This window comes from Desulfuromusa ferrireducens (assembly GCF_055389805.1).
Window position 1 is genome coordinate 3,512,518 of the sequence record NZ_AP042415.1, and the last position, 26,290, is coordinate 3,538,807.

At 48.2% G+C, this 26,290-nt stretch carries 16 protein-coding genes and 1 riboswitch; all 16 genes read left to right on the forward strand.

Features of this window, described 5'->3' with window-relative positions; all coding sequences use genetic code 11:
* Nucleotides 1–109: 109 nt before the first annotated feature.
* The 16 genes from ACZ5PT_RS15720 (at nt 110) to ACZ5PT_RS15795 (ending at nt 25,432) form a co-directional block, all read left to right on the forward strand.
* Nucleotides 110–559 carry a hypothetical protein gene (locus ACZ5PT_RS15720; RefSeq protein WP_464263973.1) on the forward strand — a complete coding sequence of 150 codons (450 nt, stop codon included), beginning with the start codon at nt 110–112 and terminating at the stop codon, nt 557–559.
* 130 nt (nt 560–689) lie between these two features.
* Nucleotides 690–1,199 (forward strand): Spy/CpxP family protein refolding chaperone, encoded by a 510-nt coding sequence (locus tag ACZ5PT_RS15725; protein WP_464263974.1) that lies wholly within the window; start codon nt 690–692, stop codon nt 1,197–1,199.
* A gap of 155 nt (nt 1,200–1,354) precedes the next feature.
* Nucleotides 1,355–1,801, forward strand: coding sequence for a rhodanese-like domain-containing protein (locus ACZ5PT_RS15730; RefSeq protein ID WP_464263975.1), 447 nt, complete (start codon nt 1,355–1,357; stop codon nt 1,799–1,801).
* Nucleotides 1,802–1,868: 67 nt separating this feature from the next.
* Complete coding sequence (locus ACZ5PT_RS15735) at nt 1,869–2,204, forward strand: hypothetical protein (RefSeq protein ID WP_464263976.1); 336 nt, start codon at nt 1,869–1,871, stop codon at nt 2,202–2,204.
* Nucleotides 2,205–2,290: 86 nt separating this feature from the next.
* Nucleotides 2,291–3,241 carry an IS1595 family transposase gene (locus ACZ5PT_RS15740; RefSeq protein WP_464263457.1) on the forward strand — a complete coding sequence of 317 codons (951 nt, stop codon included), beginning with the start codon at nt 2,291–2,293 and terminating at the stop codon, nt 3,239–3,241.
* 36 nt (nt 3,242–3,277) lie between these two features.
* Nucleotides 3,278–3,577 carry a tetratricopeptide repeat protein gene (locus tag ACZ5PT_RS15745; RefSeq protein WP_464263977.1) on the forward strand — a complete coding sequence of 100 codons (300 nt, stop codon included), beginning with the start codon at nt 3,278–3,280 and terminating at the stop codon, nt 3,575–3,577.
* A 47-nt stretch (nt 3,578–3,624) separates the two neighbouring features.
* On the forward strand, nt 3,625–3,768 hold the full coding sequence (locus ACZ5PT_RS15750; RefSeq protein WP_464263978.1) for a hypothetical protein: 144 nt from the start codon (nt 3,625–3,627) through the stop codon (nt 3,766–3,768).
* 291 nt (nt 3,769–4,059) lie between these two features.
* Complete coding sequence (locus ACZ5PT_RS15755) at nt 4,060–4,752, forward strand: LuxR C-terminal-related transcriptional regulator (RefSeq protein ID WP_464263979.1); 693 nt, start codon at nt 4,060–4,062, stop codon at nt 4,750–4,752.
* A 178-nt stretch (nt 4,753–4,930) separates the two neighbouring features.
* Nucleotides 4,931–5,010, forward strand: a riboswitch (cyclic di-GMP riboswitch).
* 321 nt (nt 5,011–5,331) lie between these two features.
* Nucleotides 5,332–7,950 (forward strand): PKD domain-containing protein, encoded by a 2,619-nt coding sequence (locus ACZ5PT_RS15760; protein WP_464263980.1) that lies wholly within the window; start codon nt 5,332–5,334, stop codon nt 7,948–7,950.
* 935 nt (nt 7,951–8,885) lie between these two features.
* Nucleotides 8,886–10,973 (forward strand): autotransporter domain-containing protein, encoded by a 2,088-nt coding sequence (locus tag ACZ5PT_RS15765; RefSeq protein WP_464263981.1) that lies wholly within the window; start codon nt 8,886–8,888, stop codon nt 10,971–10,973.
* Nucleotides 10,974–11,722: 749 nt separating this feature from the next.
* On the forward strand, nt 11,723–11,905 hold the full coding sequence (locus ACZ5PT_RS15770; RefSeq protein ID WP_464263982.1) for a DUF362 domain-containing protein: 183 nt from the start codon (nt 11,723–11,725) through the stop codon (nt 11,903–11,905).
* Between the two features lie 69 nt (nt 11,906–11,974).
* Entirely contained in the window at nt 11,975–12,244 is a 270-nt protein-coding gene (locus tag ACZ5PT_RS15775) for a hypothetical protein (protein ID WP_464263983.1), read from the forward strand.
* Between the two features lie 824 nt (nt 12,245–13,068).
* Nucleotides 13,069–16,863 (forward strand): RHS repeat-associated core domain-containing protein, encoded by a 3,795-nt coding sequence (locus tag ACZ5PT_RS15780; RefSeq protein WP_464263984.1) that lies wholly within the window; start codon nt 13,069–13,071, stop codon nt 16,861–16,863.
* A gap of 445 nt (nt 16,864–17,308) precedes the next feature.
* Complete coding sequence (locus ACZ5PT_RS15785; protein ID WP_464263985.1) at nt 17,309–17,437, forward strand: AAA family ATPase; 129 nt, start codon at nt 17,309–17,311, stop codon at nt 17,435–17,437.
* Between the two features lie 199 nt (nt 17,438–17,636).
* Nucleotides 17,637–18,551 carry a hypothetical protein gene (locus tag ACZ5PT_RS15790; protein WP_464263986.1) on the forward strand — a complete coding sequence of 305 codons (915 nt, stop codon included), beginning with the start codon at nt 17,637–17,639 and terminating at the stop codon, nt 18,549–18,551.
* Between the two features lie 122 nt (nt 18,552–18,673).
* Entirely contained in the window at nt 18,674–25,432 is a 6,759-nt protein-coding gene (locus ACZ5PT_RS15795) for a thrombospondin type 3 repeat-containing protein (RefSeq protein WP_464263987.1), read from the forward strand.
* Nucleotides 25,433–26,290: the final 858 nt, after the last annotated feature.

A 26,290-nucleotide genomic window follows, 5' to 3' on the forward strand; every position in this document is an offset into this window, starting at 1 on the left:
GGAGGGTATAAGTTGCTAGGGTTTGACGGTAATGTGTCTTCACCCCGATTGCGAGAATAGAAGTAGTGATTTCAGGTGTCATTCCTTTTAAACTTTCCATGGATTTATGTTGAATATCGAACTCCATAAAAGATGGTTTGCACGGTTTTTTGTTCTGATCATCCTGCTGTTCAGCACCAGCGTAGGGAATGCGTTCTGGTGTACTGGGCAAAAAGGCAATTCTCACCTGGAATTGAATTCAATCGGCGAATGCCAGTCGGCTTGCCACTCGGAAACTGAAAATCATCAGCGCAATAGAGGCACAACAGACAATGACTTGACTCTGTCAGATCTTGAGGATGACTGTTTCGACTCTCCTGCATATTCATCGTTTCTTACTTCCTCAACTCAGCCTGATCTGCAAAGCAACATTGCTGTAATTGATCTTGACCAAACCCATAGACCGATCATTCCTGTAAAAAGTTTAAGCCTTGCAGGTCGGGGCAACCTGACATTTGCATCCAAACTCCCCCCTCCTCAGGCTCTAACGGCCCTGCGTACAGTTGTTCTTCTGCATTAAGCCACTTCTGTGATTTTCCCGACATCCAACAGATAGTCCCTCTCCACCCGAAACCGGGGAAGAGCGGATGATATACGAAATTGTAAAACAATCAGTGGGGGCGTACGTCCTCAGTTTAAAGGGAGAAAACATGAAAAAACGTATCCTTATTCCAGGGTTACTGATTGGCGGTTTAATGCTCGGAAGCATGGCACTGGCGAATCCAAACAGCTTCGGTCTCGGAAATCACCATAGCGGTGATCAGCATACGATAAATCATGACATGGCGGATGATCAGCAACTTCAGCAGAATGTTGAGACTCGTATCGCACAGATGGATACCTTTCTCGAACTGGATGAACACCAGAAATTGCAGTTAGGGGAATTGCTCAATGCGTATTGGCCGCTCGATCAGGCTGCGACCGGTGAACATGATTCCCGTCATGGCCTGATGCATAGCGCTGACCAGGACCCTGCGACGCTTCGCAAGGTGATGGTCAAGCGTGCTGAGTTGCGCGCTGATCAAATCATCAAACAGCAGAAATTACAGAAAGATATGTCAGCAATCCTTACCGAGGAACAGCGGGGAAAAGCCGATCTGGTTTGGAACTCTCGCGGCCATCATGGGAACGGAATGCACGCGAGTGGACATGGAATTTAAATTCAGCTGACAATCTCACCGAGCAGGCTTCACGTTGGAGTCTGCTCGGTGTTGCTACGTAAAGAAAGATCCGTGGTTTGTTTCATGCCGAGGTTATGCCGGTAGATCGAACCGTTTGGACAAGGCGAAAAAACAAATCATTTAAGGATAAAACAATGCTCAAGCAAATAGTTCTGGTAACAACGATTTTCCTGTTCCCTGTACTGGGGTTTGCTTCTGACAACACACTTGAACAGTATATTTCAGGTTTTACCTATGATTCACGTATCGAAATGAAAGCCAACAGCAAACAGTTAATAGACATGCTGAAAGAGGGCAAGGCCGTTTTGGTCGATATTCGGTTCAAGGAAGAGCAGCAGGCCTGGGGGCCGAGTTTCGGGTTGAAGATTCCACTCAATGAATTGCCTGCTCGATTGAACGAATTACCGAAAGACAAGATTATTGTCACCGCTTGTCCTCACAAGGACCGGGCGGCAATCGCTATGACTTATCTACGTTCCAAGGGTATTTCGGCTCGTTACCTGACCGATGGACTAATCGGCTTGTCAGAGAACCTGCGGGGAGACAAAGCGATGAAATTCATGAAAGCACTCGAAAAATAGCCAGCAGAAGAACCATAGCGCACCGTCTTTTTCATTCCTTGTGAGGGACGGTGCTAAGTCTGCCAATATGGCATGGTTGGAATTTAAACTAGTCAGAGGTTCAAGCTACAAGGCCAGTGAAAAATTATTGTTTTGGAGCAATCCAACTGAGCAAATTGAATATGCAAAAGGATACATCATGAAAAAAGAAACCATTGTCTTACTTCTTATCGCTCTGGTGGTGGGAGGTTTAGTCGGCGTCATCATTACAAATGCGAAAACAGATTTAGCTCCGGGCAATCCGTCTGTGGCTGCAGTCCCTTCGGGTGAATATCAACAGAAGATTCAGATGCTGGAAGGAGTTGTAAAAAAAGAACCTAAAAATCGGGGTGCCTGGGTGCAATTGGGCCATAATTATTCCTGATTAGTGTCGAGCTTCAGCCAGTGAGTGACATAGCCTGACAGGCTAACTGTGTATCATCACATGGACAACACGCAAAGGAGGCGTCCATGAAGATGAATCGTATTCAGTTTCAAGCTGGCCTGAGCCTTAACCAGTTTCTAAGTCGTTACAGAACCGACGAGCAATGTGAGGCTGCGCTTGAAAAAGCTCGCTGGCCACAAGGCTTTACTTGTCCATGCTGCCAAAGCAGCAGCCATTGCAACGTCTGGCATGGCCGGGTCAAAACCTTTCAATGTAACCGCTGTCATAAGCAGGTGACCTTGACCAGCGGAACGATTTTTCACGCGACTAAGCTGCCGCTGTCCATCTGGTTTCAGGCGCTGTTCTTTTTGACGCAGACCAAAACCAGTATCTCGACACTGGAGCTTATGCGGCGGATCGGCGTCAGTTACCGCACAGCCTGGCGCCTGAAGCACAAGCTAATGCAAGTTATGCATGAGCGCGAAGACACAACAGTGCTTGCAGATCGCGTTGAAATTGACGATGCCTACCTGGGTGGTGAACGCACTGGAGGCAAGGTCGGGCGGGGTTCAGAAAACAAGTTCCCCTTTATAGCGGCTATAGAGACGAACTCCCAAGGTCACCCTAAACGAGCCGTCTTTACCCCCGTTAAAGCATTCAGTAGCGCTGAAGTAAAAGCATGGGCTCAGCAGTTTTTAAAAGCGTCCGCAACAGTCGTTTCAGATGGTCTGGCTTGTTTTCGAGCCGTTGAGGCGGCTGGTTGCACACATCAACGTGAAGTCGTCGGCACCCAGCGAAAAAGCATCGACATGGGCTGCTTTCATTGGGTCAATACGATCTTGGGCAATATCAAGACTTCTATTGATGGTAATTACCACGGTTTCAAATTCGACAAGTATGCCCATCGGTACTTGTCCGAAGTTCAGTATCGATTCAACCGGCGCTTTGATTTAGCCAGTATTCTACCGCGCCTTCTCTTTGCTGGCTGCCAGACTAGCCCAAGGACAGAGACTTGGTTGCGACTGGCTGAAGATTAGCGCTAATCAGGTAATTATTTTGATTCTGATCAGCCAATGCAGGCGATTAAAGCTTACGATAAAGCCTTAGAGTTGGAGGGCAATGATTCAAATGTTCTGACTGACCAAGGCGTTATGTATCGTCGTGTCGGTTGGTTCGACAAAGCCATTGCCAATTTCAGCAAAGCCAACGAGCTGAATCCACGCCACATGCAATCGCTCTTCAATCTCGGGATTGTATATCACTACGATACCGTGGAGTCAGATAAGGCGAAGGAAGTCTGGACCAAATATCTTGAACTGTCACCGTCAGGTGAAGAGGCAGACAAGGTAAGGGATCTGCTCAATCAAATATAGAATAGTTCGCTTTAATGCCGCTTCTAACTTTCAAAGGAGGTTCGGTCATGGAAATCGGTAAATTATTAAAACTCAGCTGTATTCGTGCTGTTTGTTTTGTTTTTGTCCGCCTGCGACAAAACAGATTCTTCTACTGCCAACTTTCAGCAAGGGGGGGGTACCGATTTACTGGAAGTGGCGCATTGCAGTAAAAAGTGTCCGATAAATGCACCAAAGCAAGAATCGCCCATGACCTGGTAATCATGGGCGATTCGCGTGTTTAAAGGGGTGATATTTAAGACATCACTGATATGGAATGCAGGCACTATAACCGGCATGCTGTGCAGTTCAGGTCTGCTATGGTGTTAAGGGAAATTCAAGGATAGATATCAAAAAGACACAGGTTCAGTGTCATTGACAGGCAAAGATTTATCGAGAATATCTGTTATTATTCTACAGTTACTATTGAACCTTCAGGCGTTTCGGCATGGGGGGGGAATCCCTTGAAAAAGCCTATGCAGGAAAAGAAACATTGCCAGGATGTTTACATCTGCATGGTTGGCGCAAACCGGTTTCAGAATGAGCTGTTTGTCGCCAACCTGAAAAAAATCCAGGGCTGCCAATGCACGTTTGTCTTGGCCACGAGTTTGAGTGATGTTCCTTCAGTGCACTGGAAAGGCTTTGAAGCGAAGTCTCTGGTTTATCTCGACTGCTACGACAAGACCTGCAATGAACTGCAAGCCATGTTGAGATACGCCGGTCAGATGATCCCCCCAGACAATCTGTTGGCTCTGTTTAACCTTCCAGTAAACACCGGGTTTGAACAACCCGCCTTGAGCTATGGCATCCGGGGGGTCTTTTACCCCGACAGCACCCTGGTCGATTTTTGTCGGGGAGCACAGACCATTTTAAAAGGTGAAGTATGGCTCCCTAGAAAAGTCATGTCCGAAATATTATTAAGATCTGGCCCTCCCACCGTCCAGTCACAGGCCCAGCCTGAACAAAACCCGGCAACCTTGTCCCCGCGTGAAAAGGAAGTCCTTACCGTCCTGGATACCGGCGCCACCAACAAGACCATCGCTGCCGAGTTGTGCATCAGTGTCCATACCGTCCGGACCCACCTTTACCATATCTATAAGAAAATCAAGGTCAGCAACAGGTCGCAGGCCGTTTTGTGGGCCGAAAAGAATCTGTAAGGTACGACAAAAAGCCTAGGTTCCCCCTTTGGCATTCGTAGATGCCTAGTCTTTTGGCATGACCCGCTTGGTGAAAAAATACGAAAAATATTCGTATAGATGGACGATTGATATCCTCTGAACCCCACCTACAATGAATCAAGCTAATCACAAATAAGAGATCAGGCTTGTTGTCCAAACCCGACAAAGCCAAACCTATCGCGAGATGGGGACGGAAAGTCTCGGGTCTTCGAAACTGAAGATGGCCGAACTGTCGAAGGAGATGAACCCTTCCGCAGGCTCGGCTTTTTATTGGCCTTTTGATTGTCATTGAATTGGGAGGTGGCGGCGGGAACAGCGCTGGTACACTGCTGGATGGCCTGGGCGGAGGATAGGCCAACGGTGGGAACCGACCCGAGCGCAGTCCCGAGCTACTGAACCAGGAATGAAACGTGAAAACCGAGATCGGGTCTCCCGGATAGGCGTAACTCAGAAGGCGTGGTTCTTCATTTCACAGTGAGCCACTATGTCCAGGTGGTTGTGTGACAACAAACGGCCGCCTTACAGGAGCAGTAAATCATAAGGAAAGGGAGGCAAATCATGCGAAGAAAAGTTCTAATTGCAGCGTTAATGGCCATTCAACTGCTACTTTTCATTGGCCCCTCTGTAGCAGGTGAGATTTACTATGGAAAGGAGATTGACGATACCCTCGACCTGCTTGATGGTGCAATAGTCGGAGAAGTACTAGTTAATGCCGAACTTAAGTACTATATCGTCTACAAGCCAAGCGAATCAGAAAATGTCGAGAAAGTGGAGTTTAACTTAAACGACCTATATTATTATACAGCTTATGGAACGACCCTTGATGATGGTACTACCATATACATCTTCAACGACGATGTGTTCGATTTCTCTTTATTAAATATAAATGGGTTTGTTCACACCGTAACGGCCAACGTCTATTTTGAGGGGGAATCGGAGTATTCGACTTATGAGGCGAACTTCAGTAGAGTCGGCTACGTTCGCTTTTCAATGATTTCTGATTCTCATATCTGTGCGGCCGGTAATTTTTTTGGTGATCATTGTAATACACAAAATAAACATGATGACCGTCGCGCAGGGCTAGCAAATGCAGGTAGTGGTATATTTGCTGGATCGGAGTTCGTTGTTTCCCTTGGGGATCATATTGAAGATTTATATTATCTCTGGCCCTTCAGCCCCATCGATGATTACTTTTTTCTAGTAAATGAATATTTCGATAAGGACATGCGCCATATTATGGTCCTTGGTAACCATGACGTCAGAAGCTATTCAGATACAGTTATGCGGGAATACGCCAAAGAACAATTTCGTTTCTACGAGACGAAATACAACAACAATAATGGCAATTATAACTTCCAATTTATAGAGGATAAAGCGCTGTACCACGATAATGGCTGGAGATTTTTCTTTTTAAACAGTACCGCAGCAGCAGATACTGCAGCTAAAGGCAGCTGCGTTAAGCTTAGTCAGGAACAATTGGACTGGCTTGATGAACAACTTGGGGATTTTTATACGAAAACGGCATTGTTGTTTTGGCACCAAGACCCAAGGAAAGAACTGGATGGAGTCAACGAAGATCTATGTAATGTTCGCCAACCAGGTGAACTTGATGATTACATAGATGTACTTTCTAAACATCGAACAAAAATCAAAGCAGTGTTCGCTGGTCATACGCACTCATTCAAAAGATATAAATGGGACGCAAGTTCTACAGAAGCTCATCCAGTCACCGATCTCTACGATGGTTTTTTTAACTATGAGGTGGAAGAAGATGAGATCCTGTTCTTCAGTGTTGCGTCAACCGGCCTAACGGAAGGTGAGTATGACGACCTGTGGTTGGACGTCTTACTAAGACCAGATGGTCTTCATTTATTCAATGATGCGTTGGGGTCCGTAATATGGAACAAAGTTGGTGGTCCAGAAATTGATGATGATACAATTGAGGTGGAAACTCAAATCGATGAAGGAACAGAGGTGAGTGTATCAGTAACCTTCAACGAACTGGTCCCTGGTACTTGGTACGGCTATAGCTTTGATTGGAAACATATTGATACAGGTGAAATTGTTTACACGTTTTCGCAGGCTTTTTCGTTACATGAGGATGATACGGACACCACCGCCACGCTTACTAATTCATACATATTTCCAGATGATCACCCTACAAGTGATACTGCAGAGGATCTTTTCCATGTGGAAATAAAAATTTGGGATGCAACCGGATATGGTGATTCTGGTACATCACCGGAGATCCTGGTTAGCAACCTTGATCCCGAGATCGACTCCATCAGCCTGAGTGCCACATCCATTAACGAAGCAGATCCTGCCGTTGTCGTATCGGGCACGTTTAGCGACCCAGCCTATGGAAAGTCCACTGAGAGCTTTACCGGCACCGCAGTGTGGAGCGATGGGGAGACGACCTCGCTCACGATCACAGAAAAATCCTTTGAGACCACCCGTGGATTTCCGGACGATCACCCTGCTACCGGTACGGTGGCGGATGACTTCACGGTGGAGATCACGATTGCGGACGACGATACCGGTAGCGGTACCGCCGCTTCACCGACACTGACAGTGAACAACGTTGATCCGACCGTGACTGTTGACGCGGTCACCCAGGAGAATATCCCGTTCCTGCTCCCGTTGGCCAACACAAATTTCACTGGAAATTTCACCGATCCTGGCTGGCCTGACACCCACACTGGTTTGTGGGACTTCGGTGATAACACTGGCATTGAAGGGGTTGTAGATGAAGAAAACGATGCGCCGGACTCAACAGGAGCAGTCACAGCCGAACACGTATATGCGGCTCCTGGTGACTATAAGGTAGCTTTGACGGTTACTGACGATGATGGGGGACCTGGGACCGGTGAGATGCCGATCAGGGTTCTCACTGCACAAGAGGCCGCACAGACCATCAACGACTTTATCCAGGATTGCCCGGATGGAGTTTTCCTAAGAAACCCGGAGCAAATGAAAAACGCTCTTTCGGAAAAATTCGACGAATTGATCGGGCTGATCAATGATGGGGAATACCTGGACGCCATGGACAAGCTTAATTCCGACATCCGCGCCAAGGCAGACGGCCTCATAACCGATTGGATAATCGATGAGGGGACCCAAAAGACAATCTGTTCGACGATCGATGCCCTGGTTTCTTATCTCCAGAAACTGCTGTGAGATGACAACCAGGAGATTGTTCAGTCCAATCCCCTGACCGCCGAGGTTTAACCGGGGCCGCAGGGTGGCCCCGGTTAAGGGGTAAGATTGATATTTGATTCATCTTGCCCCCTGTGCGTGTTGACTTGAGCAGTGCCTGAGTTTGTAGAAACAAACAATCTCACAATCCAAACCGCGAAATAGCCTTAACTAACAAGCCTCGACTCATTGAATCGGTTATGGCTGACCAAAATCGGATTTTCACTTTTGGCAGAGAGACAAGGGGCGAGCAGGCCGTTTTTCATAAGTAGTAAGTTTTGACCGGGAGAGGATCTGATTCCAACAAGTGCCGACTTATCGAACGTCGATTGCGATTGATTTTGCTGAAAACTGGCGCCCGGCCGAAAACGTCTCAGAAGTTGCTCCACATTGAATTGTGGGGTCGGAAACTGCCCAGGTCTGTCATGGCTTGAATATCGCCACTTCCAGTAACGCAGTGTTTGATAAGTACCCTATTCAAAGAAATGCCCACGATCAGGTAATCGTGGGCGTTTTGCGTTCTATAGAAGGTGACTTATCAGACATCCGGTCCCCATCAAAACTCCTATGGATATATGGAAATCAATTTCGGCAGGATATTTGCGAAACGAGCTAACGAAGGCTTTCCGGTTATGTCGGTAGCCCGTCACAATGTCTAAGTTTTAAAAACCCACCAACCAAACTTGAAGGGGTCTCAACCGGCAACGGCTGCGTCCGTCAAATTAGCCTAACATTTCCAATAGTTTTGCCGGCAGAGATTCTTTGCTTGAGCCCATTTTTCGTTGACATTAAGATTGGGCTAATTCACATTGTCAAATGTGGAAACGCTTAACCAGCTATCCGTGTCTCCCTACCGATGAACGCTTGTTTTTTACTAAACCATTATTACGTCCAATTATTCCAGGAGGGGATAAAAGATGAAATCTAAACAGATACTTGGGGCGTTTAGCCCCCTACTTGTGATTGTTGTATTGCTCGTGCTTGCGGGGACCTGTCATGCTGGCAAGTTAGAAGGCCCGTACCGGCTGCTTTCTCAAGATGGCTCTGTCGTGTTTGGTGTGATTGATTCCCATATGTTTAAACTGCAAGACGGAGTAACAACTGACTTGGGCTCTTTTGGGGGCAAATATATCTATCCTGCGGCGGTATCTGCAGATGGGTCTGCCGTCGTTGGTCGGGCTGATCCCGTGGGTAGTGGGTATCATGCTTTTCGCTGGAGCAATGGGACTATGACTGACCTGGGCACCCTCGGGGGCACATATAGTGATGCCTACGCAATATCAGCGGATGGATCTGTCGTTGTTGGGGGTGCCAACGTCGACAATAACCTTTACTACCATGCGTTTCGTTGGGTCGATAATAACATGACTGATCTTGGCACTCTTGGGGGCGGCTACAGTGAGGCCGTTGCGGTGTCAGCGGATGGATCGGTCGTCGTTGGGGAGGCTCAGACAACCGACAACGGTCCCAATCATGCGTTTCGCTGGGTCAATAATACCATGACCGATCTCGAGACCCTCGGCGGCACTTACAGCGCTGCCGTTGCGGTTTCTGCGGATGGATCGGTCGTCGTTGGGACGGCCTTCAACGCTGACGAGAACGGCCATGCCTTTCGCTGGGTCAATAATACCATGACCGATCTCGAGACCCTCGGCGGCACTTACAGCGCTGCCGTTGCGGTTTCTGCGGATGGATCGGTCGTCGTTGGGGATGCCTTTCTCTCCGGAAACAGTTCTCGTCATGCGTTTCGATGGGTCGATAATACCATGACTGATCTTGGCGCTCTTGGGGGCGACAACAGTGAGGTCTACGCAATGTCAGCGGATGGATCGGTCGTCGTTGGGAAGGCTGATACGTTGGTTGGTCAAAGTGCTTTTCGTTGGGACGAAACAACAGGCACTATTTCGGTGACAGAATGGCTTGAAGATGAAGATGTCACCCTCGCAGGTTGGGACCTTAGGAATGTCAAGGATGTGTCGGCCGATGGTTCCGTTCTTATCGGTGACGGCTACAACCCTGATGGAGATTATGCCAGTTGGATGGCACGTAAGGGAGTGCTGATCGATCCGGTGCAATGGATGAGCACGGTTTCGGGTGCCCGTCAGGTTTTCCACACTGGGGCTCAGTTAAGTTCCCTCTCTCTGACCGGAGCACATCACCGGCCGCTGATGAGCTATGACCAAACGGGAAAAGGTCTGGGCTTCTGGGCAACAGGTGATCTGGGTATTTTTACCGAGGACCTCGACATCGTTTCTGATTCCGCTGAAATCGGGATGTATAACGACTATGCTGATGGCCGACTGCGTGCTGGACTTGGTTTCGGTTATTCCGGGCAACGACAGGATCTGCCGTTTTCTGGCTCAACCGATCTTGACGGTGGTTACCTAGTCGGCGAGATCAACTGGCGTGTTGGTCCAGCTGACAGGCTGATTGCCTCTGTAACCGCAACCTACGGTCTATGGGACGCTGAAGTGACTCGTGGCTATCTCAATGGCTCGGATGAGGACCGTTCGACCGGCGATACCAACGTTCAAAGCGCGGCCATCCGCATGAAGCTTGATTGGCAGGATGCTGGACAGATCGGCCCCGTGCGCTTCGACCCCTACGCAGGACTGACATTCTCTCAAACCCGCGTCGATAGTTATACCGAAGCAAACGGCAGCGTACCGGCACAGTTCGATACACAAAAACAGAATGCGCAGGAATTGCGGGCTGGGGTTGCTAGTGTCATGTCGCCCTCATCGTCAACTCAACTGCGCTTGACCCTCGAAGGGGTCTATCGTTTTGACAACAATGGACCTGCATTGTCCGGCCAAGATGTGGGTGGCTTCAATATCGCCTTTGATATCCCCGGCGACAAGATCCAGCGCACTTGGGTTCGTGTGGGGGCTGAGGTCGATTACACCATCAACGACAGTTCGATGGTTGCCTTGAGCTTGAATGGTGCAACCCAAGGACAGGACCCTGATGTCTCAGGGGCAGTCTCCTATCGCATGAGGTTTTGATTTGTCGTTTCTTGGGCGAGATTAAAACCTCGCCCTCTTTCTATTCGACACCTGTAGAAGTCCCTGGTGCGTCCATACTTAGATTACGATATTTTCTATGGATTAACTGGGTTGATTCAGCAATCCAAAATAAGAAGTTCACATTTAAAAACGAATTACTGAGCGGTTCGTTACAATAGTAAAAGTAGTAAGATTTGACCGACCGAGTTCCGACAAGTATCGACTTGTGGAACATTTAGCAGGGGTTACTTCAGCTCAAAAAGCGTCAACTTTGGGCAAGCGTCTCGGAAGTTGCTCCATATCTTATTATGTGTCTGATAGTCGGCCAGATCGAGCATGTTCTAAATATCGCCACTTCCAGTAAAAAGTGTTCGATTAATACCGCAAAGCGAGAAAGCCCCACGATGTGATAATCGTGGGGCTTTCTCGTATTTAAAGAGGTGACGTGTGGGGCCTCCGGACACCCCTATCAAAATTCCTTTGGATATATGACAATCCAATGCAGTCGACAGGATACTGGTGAAATGAAGGGACTTGCAGGTCATCTGCCGCAATTGCTAAGTTTTGACATTACATGCTCTTAGGAGTGGCTGTCTCGGGTCACAGAACATTACGGACGGATGATGAATGATCAACACCTCGGATAGTTGTTCTTGTCAGCAAACTGAAGACAATTTCATGGGGGATTGCATAATCAAATATCCCTGTTACCGTTCTGGAATAATTAATAGAGAGAAAGGAGATTTAAGATGGGAACTCACTGGATCGAAGATGGATGTATTAATTGTGCCGCCTGTGCGCAGGTTTGTCCAGTTGATGCCATCAGCGAGCAAGGGGATGTTCATATCATTGACAAGGAGGTCTGTATTGATTGCGGGTCCTGCGATAGTGTCTGCCCGGTGGATGTTATCAGGTGGGTAACGTCCGCCTAAAAGTTTTCTCACCGTAACATCACCATTACCCCCTCTGGCGTCTGGAATGGTGAAGAGTTTAGGAGGCACATGGTGGATATAGACAAGGCAATGCTTGATCCCGTAAGCATCTTTGCTTCTCCAGACGACGTGTTGAGCGAACAGTCTCTGGCCCGGGAGCAAAAAATCAAAATCTTACGTCGCTGGGAGTACGATGCCCGCGAGTTAGAAGTTGCCGAAGAAGAAAATATGGGCGGCGGCCCACCTGGGATTCTGGACGAAGTTTTACACGCGCTGCATCGCTTGGATGCCGAGATCGATATTGATCATTCCCCACCGACCAAACAAGGTGGCGAATAAAAGTAGTAATTCCCCCTGGATTCCGACAAGTGTCGACTTATTGGGCATAAAGAGAGGGTGGTTTCAGGCGGAGAACTCCATTCAGTCGAAACGTCTCGGAAGTTGCTCCACATTGAATTGTAGGTCTGGAACTTGTGCCGATCGAGCGTTACCGTAAGTCGCCACTTCCAGTAAAATCTGTCTGATAAATGCACCAAAGCAGGAAAGCCCCACGATCTGGTATTCGTGGGGCTTTCGTGTGTTTAAAGCAGTGACTTATCGGAATGTCCGTGCCCCCGTCAAAAGTCCTTTAGGTACATGAAAACCCCTTTTGACCTGTTATTTGAAAAACGAGCAGAAGGGACTTACCGGACACTCCGGCCACCAGTAGCAATTTCTAAATTTTGAAAATCACCGTCTGAGATTCTGGCGATGGTGTAACTATCCCCTAAAGAGTGGTCTTTGCAATGGGGGATAGGAGTTGGGTGATTCAGATCCATTTAAACGGGATGTAAGGCCAAGACCACAACCTCAATAAGTTGTTCCCTTATCCGAAAACATCGCGAAATTTTACTTCCCGATAATCATAAAGATATAATCAAATACCAATTGACATGCAAACCCCAGAGATTTACGATTGTTTTTCATTTAATGAATTGATTTATTGCGCTGTGAGGGGTTGGGAATGTACTGGAGGGGTGCCAGATTTCTAAGGCTCGTGTTTGGTCAGGTATTTACCTGAACCGGATGCGGGCTTTTTGCGTTTTGAGACTCCCTTGGTTTAACGCTAATTCCTTTTAATTTTAAGCATTTATTGTTTTGATTTTATAAACGCGAGGGAAATCATGAAAAGATTTGTTCTGCTGATTCTGTTGTTGCTTATCTCTGTTCCGGCATTCGCATCAGTCAACGCATTTTCTGGAAACCTGTCCCACCGACAAGAGCTGTTTTCTTCTCAAGGCGGGCCGCTACCGTTGCGTATGGTACTTAAATACAACAGTTTCGACCGGATCGCCGGTCAGGTTGGCAAGGGCTGGAGTCACAGTTACGAGATCTATCTGCATGAAAATAGCGATGGCACCCTGGTACTGACCGGCGGGGTCGGCAAGCGGTTTTACTTTTTAAATAGTCAGACCGGGCTTTACGAAGCTCGCGTTACCGATAAATCGGCCCTCACCGCCAATGGCGACGGTAGTTATACCATCAACTTTCCTTCCGGCAGCGTTTATCAGTTCGGCAGCGATAAAAAACTTGCCAGCATCACCGATCGTCACGGGAATACCCTCAGCTTCGATAACAGCATCGCCGACCAACTCACCGTCACCGACCCAACCGGGCGTAGCGCCTCGATCCATTTCGATGTCAACGGCCGGGTTGATTATATTCAAGATCCGGCAAGCTCACAGTTTGATTTCATCTACAACGGCAACGGTCAACTGGAAACCGTCAGTTGTCCTGAACCACAGCCGGGATCAGGACGGCCTGTGTGGATCTTTAATTATACTGCTGAGGGCTTGCTCGAATATATTACCGATCCGAACCTACAGATCAGCAAGTATGTCTACGATCAAGGGAAAGTAGTGCGTACTGTCGCTCCAGAAGGAGTGATTGATGTGGACGGTGCTGAAACCGCTGATGCTGCCGATTACAGCAAAAGCTACCAATATGACAGTAACGTATTGCCCAGCAAGTATTCGGCAACCATTACTGCTGCCACTCCACAAACTGTCGTCACTGAAAAAGATGGCGGGCAGTGGATCAATTACTACGACACCTATGAGGGGCGACTGGTTGGTAAACAAGATCCTCTTGGCAATGTTAAGCACTACAGCTATTACCTCTCAAGCGATGCCGATTCTGGCCGTCGTGGTCGCAGAGAATACTCTCTTACTCCGATGGAAGCAGTTGGCACTCAGGTAAACTATCGGATGATTCGCTACAACAGTTACGATGCCGATGGCAATCCGCTCGATATCACTACTCAGGTACGCACCATTACCTACGATGCAGCCGGTGCTCCAATTGCTACCGTCGATGAACCGGTCCACCGCCACCTGGCTTACACCTACGGCACTTACAACCGTCCGACCAGCATCACCGATGTTATCGCTGGAATCACCACAACCATCGACTACACAGAGCCGGGCGACGGGACCGAAGTTGTTACCTTGACCGCACCGAAGATCAGCGCGGCCGACGCCAGCGGTCCCCAGACGGTCATGATCTACCGTGCTGATGGGCAGCTCGACACGATTACTGATCCGCTACAAAGAGTTGTCGACTACCAGTACGCCGCCACCGGCCAGCTTACATCAATCATCGATCCGAACAGCATCGTCAGTAGCTTCAGCAACTTCGACGCTCTCGGTCTGGCGCAGACCGTCACTCTCACTGGCACCGACGGCACCAGCACCCGTGATACCTCTCTGCGGTACGATGCCCTAGCGCAGCTGGTTCAGATCACTCAGGGGGCCGCTACCCCGCTTATCACCGAGTTTGATTACGATGGTGTTGGCAACCGCAACTATGTGTTCGATGCCGAGCAGAACGAAACCAGCTTCGAGCACAACTCCAAGAGGCAGGTCACCAAGATCAGCAACACCCTTAATCCGGGGACTGCCGAAGAGCAGATTCTCGATACCATTCTCGATTACCAGGGCGCCGGATGTCCCAGCTGCGGCGGAGCTGGGGATAAACTCAAGGGCCTCACCGATGCCAAGAACCAGACCACCCTGTTCGGTTACGATGCCCTCGGGCGGCTGGAGCAGGAAACCGATCCGCTCAGTAAGGTGATCGGCTACACCTATTACACCGATGGTCGCCCCAAGCAGAAGTTCTTGGGTGAGCCGGGCACCGGCACGCTGCTGCTGACCTACGAGTACACCACTGACGGCAAACTGGAGTTCAAGAAGGATGCGGCGAACAACACTCTGGCCAGTTACAGCTATTATGCTGATGGCCGCTTGCAGACCGCAGCCACGCCGGACAGCAGCCACAGCCTAACCTACTACGATAATGGCTGGTTGAAGAGCGTTGATAACGGCAGCTATATCATCGAGTACCAGTACGATGCCCTCGGGCGCCGTGAACTGGTTGAGGTCAAGCAGGGTTTAACTACTCTGCAGAGTATCGATTATGTCTACGATGCCATCACCAAGGAGCTCAAGGATATCGTTTCCGACCAGGCCGGCACCTTTACCTTCGGTTACGATGCCTTCGGTCGTCGTAGCAGTCTTGACTTCCCCAACGGCGTGGTCGGCAGCTACAGCTACGACGATGTCAACCAGATGGATTGGCTCACCGGCATCGACTACACCGACGGCGCAGCCGGTCCTGATATCCTCAAGGTTGGCTACCCGCTGCACGACAAGGTCGGTAACCGCAAGCAGCGGGTTGAAGACGGCATCGCCACTGATTACCAGTACGATAGCCTCTACCGCGTCACCCAGGCAAAGACCGGTCCTAGCGAAGAGGACTTTACTTACGATCTGGTCGGCAACCGCGAGTCCGGCCCCACGGTCAAGGACACCCCGGCTGTCTCTTTTGAGCACAACGCCGCCAACCAGATGGAAAAAGGGCGTAAATACACCTACGACTATGACGACCTCGGGAACCAGAGCCACCGCTACCTGAACGCCGCCAAGACCAAGTATTGGCAGTACAGCTGGACGGCCGAGAACCAGCTGCAGCAGGCGCAGCTGATCAAGGACAGCCAGACCCTGCGCACCCTGAACTTTAAGTACGACGCTTTCGGCCGGCGGATCGAAAAGCAGGTGGTCGATACCCTTGCTACCACCACAACCACCTTTGTTTATGACGGTGAGGATATCGTCCTGCAGCTGGTCGATGATGGGGCGACTGTCAGTACTCGCCAGTACCTGCATGGGCCGGGGATTGATGAACCGTTGGCGCAGGTTGTGGGTGGGCAGAGCTATTTCTACCATGCTGATGGGTTGGGGAGTGTTCTGGCGTTGACTGATAGCGCTAAGGGGATTGTTCAGCGGCACACCTACGATACCTTTGGGATGCTGACCAGTGTTTTGGATAGCGAGTTTGGGAATGCTTATACCTATACGGCCCGTGAGTGGGATCGGGAGTTGGGACTCTATTATTACCGGGCGCGGTATTATGATCCGATGGAGGGACGGTTTATTAGTAAGGATCCGATCGGGTTTGCTGGGAGTGATGTGAATTTGTATGGGTATGTTTGGAATAACCCAGTTTTTTGGCGCGATCCCAGAGGATTGGGGGGGGAAGATTGGCATACCGCGTTTCCTAGTGCTGACAATTACACTTATAATCAAAACGGTGTGACCAAAACAACAAACAATGAGGCATCGGATGCAACAGTAGATGCTGTAAGAAATTTTCCCAAGACAATTTATTGTAATGGTGGCTCGAAAGTTGTTGCTGTATGTGCAGATGCCGCTTCTGTTATTGGTACAGTTTCGGTTCAGCCAGAAGTTGTTGTTCCAGCTACAGCAATATCTGTCGGTAATGCGGCTCTTGATATGGCCGTTTGTGGCAGTGATTTTTTCAAGCCATCAACAGCTACAACTATTGGGGGGGCTATCCTTCCTCCTATCCCATCAGTCATTGTTACTACTGGAGATGCCGTTTTGTCTGGAGCAGGTTTCTAATTGGAAGGTATGAGTGATGGCTAACAAGTATTTAAAGTTAAATATTTTAGGATATATATTTATAGTGGTTGGGGTTTCTTTAGCTATATATTCTAGGAAGGCTGACGAGGCAACAGCGGAAGCTATAAAAATAGCATTGACCTTTTGTTGCTCCTTATTCTTGTTTGTATACTTCTTTCTCTCTTCGAAGGAAAAGGAATTTTATGTAAGAGGACTGGTTATTGTGAAGAGCGAAAACCCTTCTCAATATCTTTTTATGCAAGTGGCCACTTTTTTTTCAGCGATAGTGTTTTTCGCCTTGGGGGTCAAATACTCTCTGCCTTGAGAACCATAAAAGGGGACAGGCTATTTTATTGACGTTGTTTCTTTGATTGTTCGTTTCGTTGTGAGCGGGACAGGCACCATTCGATGAAGCGAAATGGTGCCTGTCCCTGGGAGGGGAGCGTTGCGTTTATCCAGAATCGAGATCAAAAACTTCCGCAGGATCGAGCAAGCCGACATCCAGCTTGCCAACTCGACCTTTCTTATCGGTCAGAACAACTTCGGTAAAAGCTTGGCCATCCGCTGCCTGTAGCTGCTGCTGGCGCAGGAAAGTCCCGACAAAGGCGACTTTCGTATCAATACCGAAGGGGGATGCCTGCGAAGAGATCGAGCTGACCGGTTACTTCAACGCTGTCTCTGACGAAGTGGCGAGCTCTCAGCTCCTTCGGAGAGACGTTGCCGAATCCGGACAATCAAGTTTGCCGATTGGGGCAATGGTTGAATGTGGATAATTGAGCAAATTTATTGCTAGTGCTGAAAATATACTAAGTGAGGGAATTATGACATTGAGATCGATTTTCGTTGTTGTTTTGTTTTGTTTTGTCGCGGGGGGCGCACCAGCCTTCGCAGTTGATATTGACTGTATGATTTCTGACTGCCCTGATGGAATTGGTGCATGTAATTGTTCTTCTGCCGATCCAATTCAGATAACAGAGGGGCAAGATGTTTGTGCAGGATCTTCCTTATCTGTCAGCGGAGGAAGAGCCCCATATACCTATGATCTTGCCGGTGGGTCCGTTGATCAAGACACTGGAACCGTTACTGAAACGCCCACGAATCAAACCTCCGCTACGCTCACAGTTATCGATAACTGTGGTGTACCGGCTACATCATCAGTCCAGATTCAGGCACTGTCCGGTTTGACGCTCGATGGCCCGGAGATGCCTGGAGAGGGCAGTCAGTATTCGGTGTCAGGTGGAATAGCACCTTATGTTTGGAGTTTCTCTGGCGGCTCAATCGATGAAAATGGCATGGTCTCGAACATCAGTGCCTGTACCGCACCGGGTGAGGTTCGTTCAGCAACGGTTACGGCAACTGATAGTGGATGTCGTACCGCCAGCATTGAAGTTCTCTTGTCGGGGGGCGCATGGGTAAGCACAGGAAGAGCCTGTGTTCCAGGAAGTGAAACTTGCGGTAATCAATACGTTGAAACGGGAACATACCCGAATGCTTTTTGTGATATTTCACAATGCTATTGTACGAGTACAATGGATAGATATGACTCGCCTGATTATTACTACACCGGTTTAACATCAAGATATTCTGTTTGTAAGCTACCGGCCTGGGCTGGGACAGAAACTTTGACGTGTAGTGATGGAAGCGTGTCAACTTGTTGGGCGTATAACCAAAAATGGGAGTGCCAGTGATATCTGCTGCGGGCAGCAACGGAAATGATCCATTGTCGTTGTATTGGTACACTATTTAGTTTGGACCATTTGCGGTCGATGGGATGAAGTATTCATTTTTTGTATTCACAGGAGGTTGGGGAATGCGATCTCTCCAGTTCGTAATAGTGCAATTGCTGATTGTTGTCATGCTGGTGCTTACCGCTGGCGTTTCTTTTGCCAGATATACTCTGGATGAGTACCCCACACCGGTTTGGGACAGCAGTGCTGCTGATCGTTTCCAACCAGAGGTTGCCGGAGGGTATCAGTTCCAGTATGGTGATACAGAGACCGTCGTCTTTAACTTGCCCTGGTCTTTTCCCTACTACGATATTTTTTATACTCAGATCACCGCCGATACCGATGGCAACATCTGGTTTGGCGCCGTTGGCAGCAGCCCTCGTATTGCCGTATGGAATGCCGATTTTGATTCTTATTACAGCGGCGGTCTGTTCATTCAGCATCGAAACTCCCCTGACCGTGTGGTTGTGCACTGGCAAACGGATATAGCCGCTGATGCCGGTTATGGGCGTACCAACAACTTCTCAGCAGTTCTCTATCCCGATGGCACAATCCAGCTCAACTATAAAGACATTTCACCCTTTGCCAGTGAAGATAATGGCAGTGGGTTTTACAGTGGCAAAAAATGGCTGTACCTCCCTGTTCCAGTGCCAAATATAACCTCCACTTCTTATGCCTATTCTGAAAATACCGATGGGGACGGTATCAGTGCCGTTGATGATAATTGTCCTGCAGTAGCCAATGCCGATCAAGCTGATGTTGACGGTGATGGCTTTGGTGATGCCTGCGATGACGACAGTGACAACGATGGCGTCATCGATACCTTGGATTATTTCCCCTACGATCCAAGTGAATGGGCAGACTTTGACCTTGATGGTACCGGAGATAATGCTGATACCGACGATGATGATGATGGCGTCTCGGACGTCGATGATGCCTTCCCGTTAGATGCGGGCGAATCAGTCGATACCGACGGAGACGGTGTCGGGAATAATGCCGATAATGATGACGATAACGACGGAGTCCTGGATAACGACGATGCTTTCCCGCTTGATCGTACTGAATCGGTCGACAGCGATGGTGATGGTATTGGAAATAATGCCGACATCGATGATGACAATGATGGGATTCTGGACGGTGCTGATCCTTATCCGTTGATCCCACTGGCGCGGGCTGGTGAACTGGACCCGTTCTTTGCCGGGACCGATTTGGAGAATGTTTACTCTCTTGCCGAATCTATCTCTAAAATAACTCAACAGCCTGATGGCAAATTTGTCGTTGTCGGCGCCGCAACAAGTAGCGATGATACAGATTTCTTCATTGCTCGTTATGACGCTGCTGGTAGTCTGGATCCAAGTTTCGCCTCGGGAGCGGGTTATCTGGTCAGTTCTCTTCGGGACTCTGATGTATACAGTAAAGTGTTTTTACTAGATGACGGGAGAATTCTAGTTATTGGCTCCACGTACACGTTTGGTACCGGAAGTGATACCATTTTTGCGCGCTATAATGCTGATGGCACACCAGACTTTTCGTTTGGTGGCGGGGATGGAATGGTTCTTCTCTCGACTGACCTTGGCCTTCCCATTGGGAGTGCTTATGCCTCAGCTCTCCAGGCCGATGCAAAAATTATTATTACGGATATCTCTTCGAATATCTTCCGAATAAATCCAGACGGCTCTGCGGACACTCTGTTCGGTGGTGGCTCTGGCTATGTCGCCAATTTGCTTGCTGGTGAAGCTGTTAATGCAGAAGTTGTGTCAGTAGAGTCCGACGGAAGATTGTTTGTTGTTGGTCGAACAACCGGAGATAGAGTTGCCTTTGCACGTTACGATTCTGATGGCAGTCTCGACCTGACTTATGGCCAGGGAACCGGATATGTATTTAACGATTTTATCCCTACTGGGAACAGTGACGGAATAATTCAACAAGCTGACGGGAAAATTGTTGCCTTCGGAGATTATACGCCGGTCCTGGAAGAAGGAGATTTTGCCCTCGCCAGGTATAACTACGACGGATCACGTGACATCACATTCAGTGTCGATGGCCAGATGCGGTCAAGTCTCGATGGTAGTGGTCATGTATGGACACTGAACCAACAGGCCGATGGCAAGTTGTTTATTGCCGGTTATCGTCAAGAAGCTGATGGGACCCCACTTCTTGCCACTATTGCTCGCTACAATGTGGATGGCAGCCTCGACACGGGATTTGGTGGCGGAGATGGGTTGGCGCAATTGCCGAATGATGGTGCATTTAACGGGATCTGGATTCAGAGTGATGGGCAGATTATTGCGCGTGGATACGACGCAGAAGGCCCGCATTTAAAACGTTTCAATGCGGGCATTGTAGGTGAAGTGACTATAAATGGTGACGCAAAGGAAACGTCGACCTCTGATGTTTCCCTTGATTTACCATGCTTGAATGATGGCGCCCCCTGTACTGAAATGCGCATTGGTTATGACGGTATCAGTTGGTCGGACTGGGAAGTTTATGCGTCTAATAGGGCTGAAAACCTGCCAGATGCGCAAGGGACTTTAAGTTCGATCTATGTTCAGTATCGAGACGAATTCGATAATTATTCAAGCGTATACAAGGATGAGATTTTCTACGGGGCCTATGCGGCACCGATAATTACCGGGCAAAACCCTCTGGTTGTTCCTGAAGATTCATCATTGGTGATTTCTTTGGCTGACCTTGTTGTTTCTGCCCCAGGAAGGGTCGTGCCAGACGACTTGAGCTTCAGTGTTAGCGATGGAGCTAATTACAGTCTCACTTTTAGTGAAACAACAGGGATTAGTGTTGTTCCCGTTGCCAACTTCAACGGAACATTGTCCGTTCCTGTTGGCGTGAGTGACGACTTGGCCTCCAGTGATGTTTTTGATCTGCAAATTACTGTTTCTCCAATCAATGATGCACCCTCAATTGGTGGCGTTTCAGAGACAAGAATATTTCCTGGTGCTTACTATTCATTCACTCCGACTGTAAGTGATATTGACGGAGATTTGCTTACTTTTTCTATTGAAAATAAGCCCGCATGGGCAACGTTTGACACTGCAACGGGCCAACTGTCAGGCACACCACAGGTTGCAGATGTTGCTTATTATTCTGATATTAAAATTACAGTTGGCGATGTCGTTGATTCGACGTTGCTGTCTCCATTCGACCTTGATGTTAGGGGGTTGTCACCAGGAGAACTAGATCCTGACTTTTCTGGTGGGGCTGGATTTATAGAAACACCAATCATCAGCTATTTCCAAAACAACGAAATTGTGGTGCAGCCTGATGGGAAAATTCTTGTCGGAGGAACGTACGGCTATGGAAGCTTTGTTCCCGTCATCGCCAGATTTCTCCAAACTGGAGTACTTGATAGTTCTTTTGGCGGTGGCAACGGCTATGTATTGTCTATGGGAGGTTCAGGTTCTTTTTCTGGCCTGGCAATACAGGGTGATGGGAAAATAGTCGCAACTCGTTCCTTGAACGATGGATCTTTGAATTTGGAACGCTATAACCCTGATGGAAGTATCGATAGTTCCTTCAATGGAGTGGGGACTGTAACTGTTAGTGGGTATGGTTTTGGAAATACTGATGTGCAAATTCAGGAAGACGGGAAAATACTAGTCCTGTCTAAATCGAGTCAGTCTGGACTTTCTGTCTCGAAATTCAATGTAGATGGTTCTGTTGATACTTCTTTTGGGACTGGCAATGGCTACATAAATATCGGCCCATTAAGCTATGTTTCATCAGAATATAAATTGTTGCTGGGGGAAAATGGAAAAGTGTTGATAGTGCTTGAGGGCACAGTTGATACCAATGACCCATACTATGAATTTAAAATTTTCAAACTAAACCAAGATGGAACTAATGACTCATTATTTGGGACCGATGGTTTAGCCGTAAATCAATTTCCAGGTTGGATTTCAGGCTTGTACCAAGTAGATTCGGCTGTTCAAGAAGATGGGAAAATCCTTGTTCTTGGGACGACCTATGACGGAAGAATGGAAAATATCACCATTATTCGTTATAATTTTAACGGCACACTTGATGAGTATTTCGGAAGCTCAGGTGTGATTGTGACTGACCTACAGTCTATGGGAAACTTTGCTTCGGCTATCGATGTACAGGATGATGGAAAAATAGTTGTTGGCTGTCGCTCTTATATTTTTACTCAAGCTGTTTCTAGTGTCGTTAGATACGAAACTGATGGGAATTTAGATCTAACTTTTGGTGGTGGAGATGGGGTAGTTAACTTCCAGGCTGAGTTATTTAAATACATCGACGATGTGAAGGTTCTGCCTGACGGAAAGATAATAGCTATTGGCGGTGATGGCTATCCAAGGAATCAGAGGCTTGTTCGCATCATAGCTGGCTTGGTCGGGACTATCAATATCGATGGTGATGACACCATTTACAACGACCCAAATGTCAATTTGTCGTTGAGTTGCATCGATGATGGCAATGCGTGCGCTGAAATGAACTTCAGTAATGACGGGATAAATTGGAGTTCTTGGGAGCCCTTTGCATCAACTAAGCAATGGACATTGTCCAGTGGCTATGGGCCGAAAAATGTTTTCGTCAAATATCAAAGTACGATGGGCCTGGAATCTTCAGTTTATTCGGACAGCACGAATTTCGTAGAGGCCGTAGATAGTGATAATGACGGTTTTTTCGATGCGTTGGACAATTGTCCCTCAAATGCAAATGCCGATCAGCTGAATTTTGATAATGATAGTTTAGGTGACGTTTGCGACAGCGACGATGACAATGATGGCATGCCCGACAGTTGGGAAACTAGCTACGGACTTAATCCATTTGACGCCTTAGATGCAATCGTTGATACAGACAGCGATAGTTTGAGCAGCTTGGATGAGTATCTTGCCGGAACCGATCCCACGAACAGCGACAGCGATTCAGACACTATACTTGATGGGTTTGACCACTATCCAATGACTGCTGCAGCAATCACCCTAGACCATTCAAGTATTTTGGCCAACCAGTCTGCGGAGGTACTTGTCTCCATTGATAACCTGATTCCGGTTGGTGGGAATGTGTCCTTGGAGCAGATTGCTGATCTTGATGGTGATGGCGCTATTGATGCTGGCGAGCCCGAAATTCGTCGAATGGTACTTAGTGACGGAGACGCTGATGGTGTTATCAGTAGCACTATTGGCATGCTCAACACCTTTGCTGTCGACCATGCGCCGGGTAGCTATCTGATCCGGGTAACGAGTGACGGCAACGAATTGAGTTCACCATTTACCGTTGACCCGGTCAGTCAGCCCCAAACACTACAGGGACGTGTGACGGATGGTGTTGTCGGTGTTGCGGGAGTTCAGCTAGAATTGGTTGACAAATGGCAGAGACCAGTCGCTTGGGCCATTACCGATTTGAACGGCGACTATCTGTTTAATATTGTGCAACCGGGCGACTACCGGCTCAAGCCACAGAAGGCTGGTTATGCTTTTGACGCTAGCCTTGAACTCCTGACCACTGTTCCCGCTAGCAGTGCCACAGCCGCCGCTGATGTGGTGCTGAGCGTCGGTAGTTATGATGTTTCGGGGCAGGTTATGGCTGGGCTGAATGACCTGGCTGGGGTTCTGGTTGTCGCCAGTGGGTCAAGTGGGACCACTTACCGAGCCAGTGCCTTGACGGCTGTTGATGGTAGCTATCAACTTGGACTACCTATAGGTGATTACACCATAACTGTCCCGGCTGGACCCTATGCCGGGTTGTCAGAACACGATGTTCTTGCAGATCCCGCTACAGATATTACCTTAAGTGTCGGTGGTCATCTTGTTGGTATTGATTTTGTCTTGCCGACTGCCACGGTAACGATCAGCGGTGACATTGTTGACGAGAGCGCAATACCGGTTACTGGTATGTATGCTGTTGCAAGTAATGCAGGAGAAATTGTTGCAACTTCGGTTTCTGCCTCTGATGGAAGTTATCACCTGCCAGCAAGTAGTAACGATAGTTACGCTGTCACCCTTGATCCACTAGCAACGCAAACCCTTGGCTATGTCAGCCCGCAGATTGTTGTTGCAACGCTCTCTTCGGATCTGACCGGTCAGGGTTTGGCAATTCACGCAACTGATAGCTGGATTGCTGGATCTGTAGTTGACGAACAAAGTGCGCCTGTCGCGGGTCTCCCTGTTTATTTGCGTTCTGATGACAATCTCTATCAGTTGGATATGTTGACAGCAGAAGATGGAAGCTATCACTTTGCGACATTTGGTGGCTCTTGGCATGTCCGGGCAGCAACTGAAGCGCAAGGGTTTCTACCTGCTACTGAACAAAACTCAAATGTTCAGCCTGAAACGATAGACTTTGTCGCACAGCTTCCGCCACTGGAATTGACGATTGATGCAGTCGTTACCCCCACAGAAACAGATACTCAGATCCTGACTGGAACCATGTCCGAAGGAGCAACTGTTTCTGTCTCTGTCGATACCTCTTCCGTTGTTAGTCAGGTCACCTATCCGACCCTGACAAGCTGGGAATGCACACTTTCCAGCCTAGCAGAAGGGGCAAATAATATTACGGTGACGGTAGACAATGGAACTCAATCCGTTTTTGAGCAGACCTCTATTACTTATAACTTGGTTCAAAGCAGTTCAATTGCCGTTCAAAAAGCATTGTACTGGGTTCTTAAGGGTACCTTGACTGTTGATGCGACAAGTGACCTTGGAGTTGCAGCAAACTTAAGTGTTGATGGCTTTGGGGCGTTGGATTGGGATTCAAAAAATAGTGATTGGTCAAAAGTTTTCTCCGGGGTTTCAAGTAACCCGGGAACTATTACCGTTTCAGGCCCTGAGGGCAGTGTGACTACTAGCGTCACACTTAAATAAGATCCGATCGGGAGATTTCATTCATAAATAGGGGTTGGCTTCGGCTTGCCCCTATTTTTGTGTTTCGGAATTCACCCATTCTAGAACAAAATATGTCTAAGCCTGTTTATGCGGGCTGAGACCTGTTTTGTAGGTTGGTCAATAATGTGGTCCTGCTTTATTTAAGGGATAATTGCACCGATTCGGTTTGTCATAAGTCAGGATGTCCCTTTTTGAAACCGACACTGGCTAGTCGCGATCAGATTCGATTTTCAAAAGTAGTAAGTTTTGACCGACCGAGTCCGATAAGTGTCGACTTATTGGACATAAGAGCGAGAGTGAATTCAGCCTGAAAGTGCTGGCCGGAGCAAAGCGTCTCGGAAGTTGCTCCATATCTAATTATGGGTCTGAAGGGTGGTTAGATCGGGCGTTACTGTAAGTGGCCACTTCCAGGAAATCAGTGTTCGATATGTACCCCATATAGGAAAAGCCCAAGATCTGGTAATCATGGGCTTTTTGCATGCTTAAACTGGTGACTTATCAGACAAACAATCCATCTGACGAAATTTCTAAGTTTTGACAATCACCTGTCCCCGAGGGTGTTGGATTGCGGGCTCCGTAGCACATGAATACTTTACTTCGCTGAGGACGTAGAAAAGTGGTGACATAACATTTTGGATGTTTCAAAAGGTAGAATCTGTCTGCTTGTAAGACCAGCTATCCCCTCTCCGAATCGCAGGAATTCCAGCAACGCATCATTCCTGGCCTAAGCAATTGCCTCCGCACTTAATCTGAAACCGAATTTGCAGGACTCCCGGTTTGATTAAACCTTCCATGAAAATAGGGAGAGTCTAGTCACCTGTGCGGCTCATCCTATCT

What these genes read in the sequence shown, in the direction of transcription:
- ACZ5PT_RS15725 (WP_464263974.1), top strand. Translation starts at nt 690, where the DNA reads ATGAAAAAACGTATCCTTATTCCAGGGTTACTGATTGGCGGTTTAATG.
- ACZ5PT_RS15730 (WP_464263975.1), top strand. Translation starts at nt 1,355, where the DNA reads ATGCTCAAGCAAATAGTTCTGGTAACAACGATTTTCCTGTTCCCTGTA.
- ACZ5PT_RS15735 (WP_464263976.1), top strand. Translation starts at nt 1,869, where the DNA reads ATGGCATGGTTGGAATTTAAACTAGTCAGAGGTTCAAGCTACAAGGCC.
- ACZ5PT_RS15740 (WP_464263457.1), top strand. Translation starts at nt 2,291, where the DNA reads ATGAAGATGAATCGTATTCAGTTTCAAGCTGGCCTGAGCCTTAACCAG.
- ACZ5PT_RS15745 (WP_464263977.1), top strand. Translation starts at nt 3,278, where the DNA reads ATGCAGGCGATTAAAGCTTACGATAAAGCCTTAGAGTTGGAGGGCAAT.
- ACZ5PT_RS15750 (WP_464263978.1), top strand. Translation starts at nt 3,625, where the DNA reads ATGGAAATCGGTAAATTATTAAAACTCAGCTGTATTCGTGCTGTTTGT.
- ACZ5PT_RS15760 (WP_464263980.1), top strand. Translation starts at nt 5,332, where the DNA reads ATGCGAAGAAAAGTTCTAATTGCAGCGTTAATGGCCATTCAACTGCTA.
- ACZ5PT_RS15765 (WP_464263981.1), top strand. Translation starts at nt 8,886, where the DNA reads ATGAAATCTAAACAGATACTTGGGGCGTTTAGCCCCCTACTTGTGATT.
- ACZ5PT_RS15770 (WP_464263982.1), top strand. Translation starts at nt 11,723, where the DNA reads ATGGGAACTCACTGGATCGAAGATGGATGTATTAATTGTGCCGCCTGT.
- ACZ5PT_RS15775 (WP_464263983.1), top strand. Translation starts at nt 11,975, where the DNA reads ATGGTGGATATAGACAAGGCAATGCTTGATCCCGTAAGCATCTTTGCT.
- ACZ5PT_RS15780 (WP_464263984.1), top strand. Translation starts at nt 13,069, where the DNA reads ATGAAAAGATTTGTTCTGCTGATTCTGTTGTTGCTTATCTCTGTTCCG.
- ACZ5PT_RS15795 (WP_464263987.1), top strand. Translation starts at nt 18,674, where the DNA reads ATGCGATCTCTCCAGTTCGTAATAGTGCAATTGCTGATTGTTGTCATG.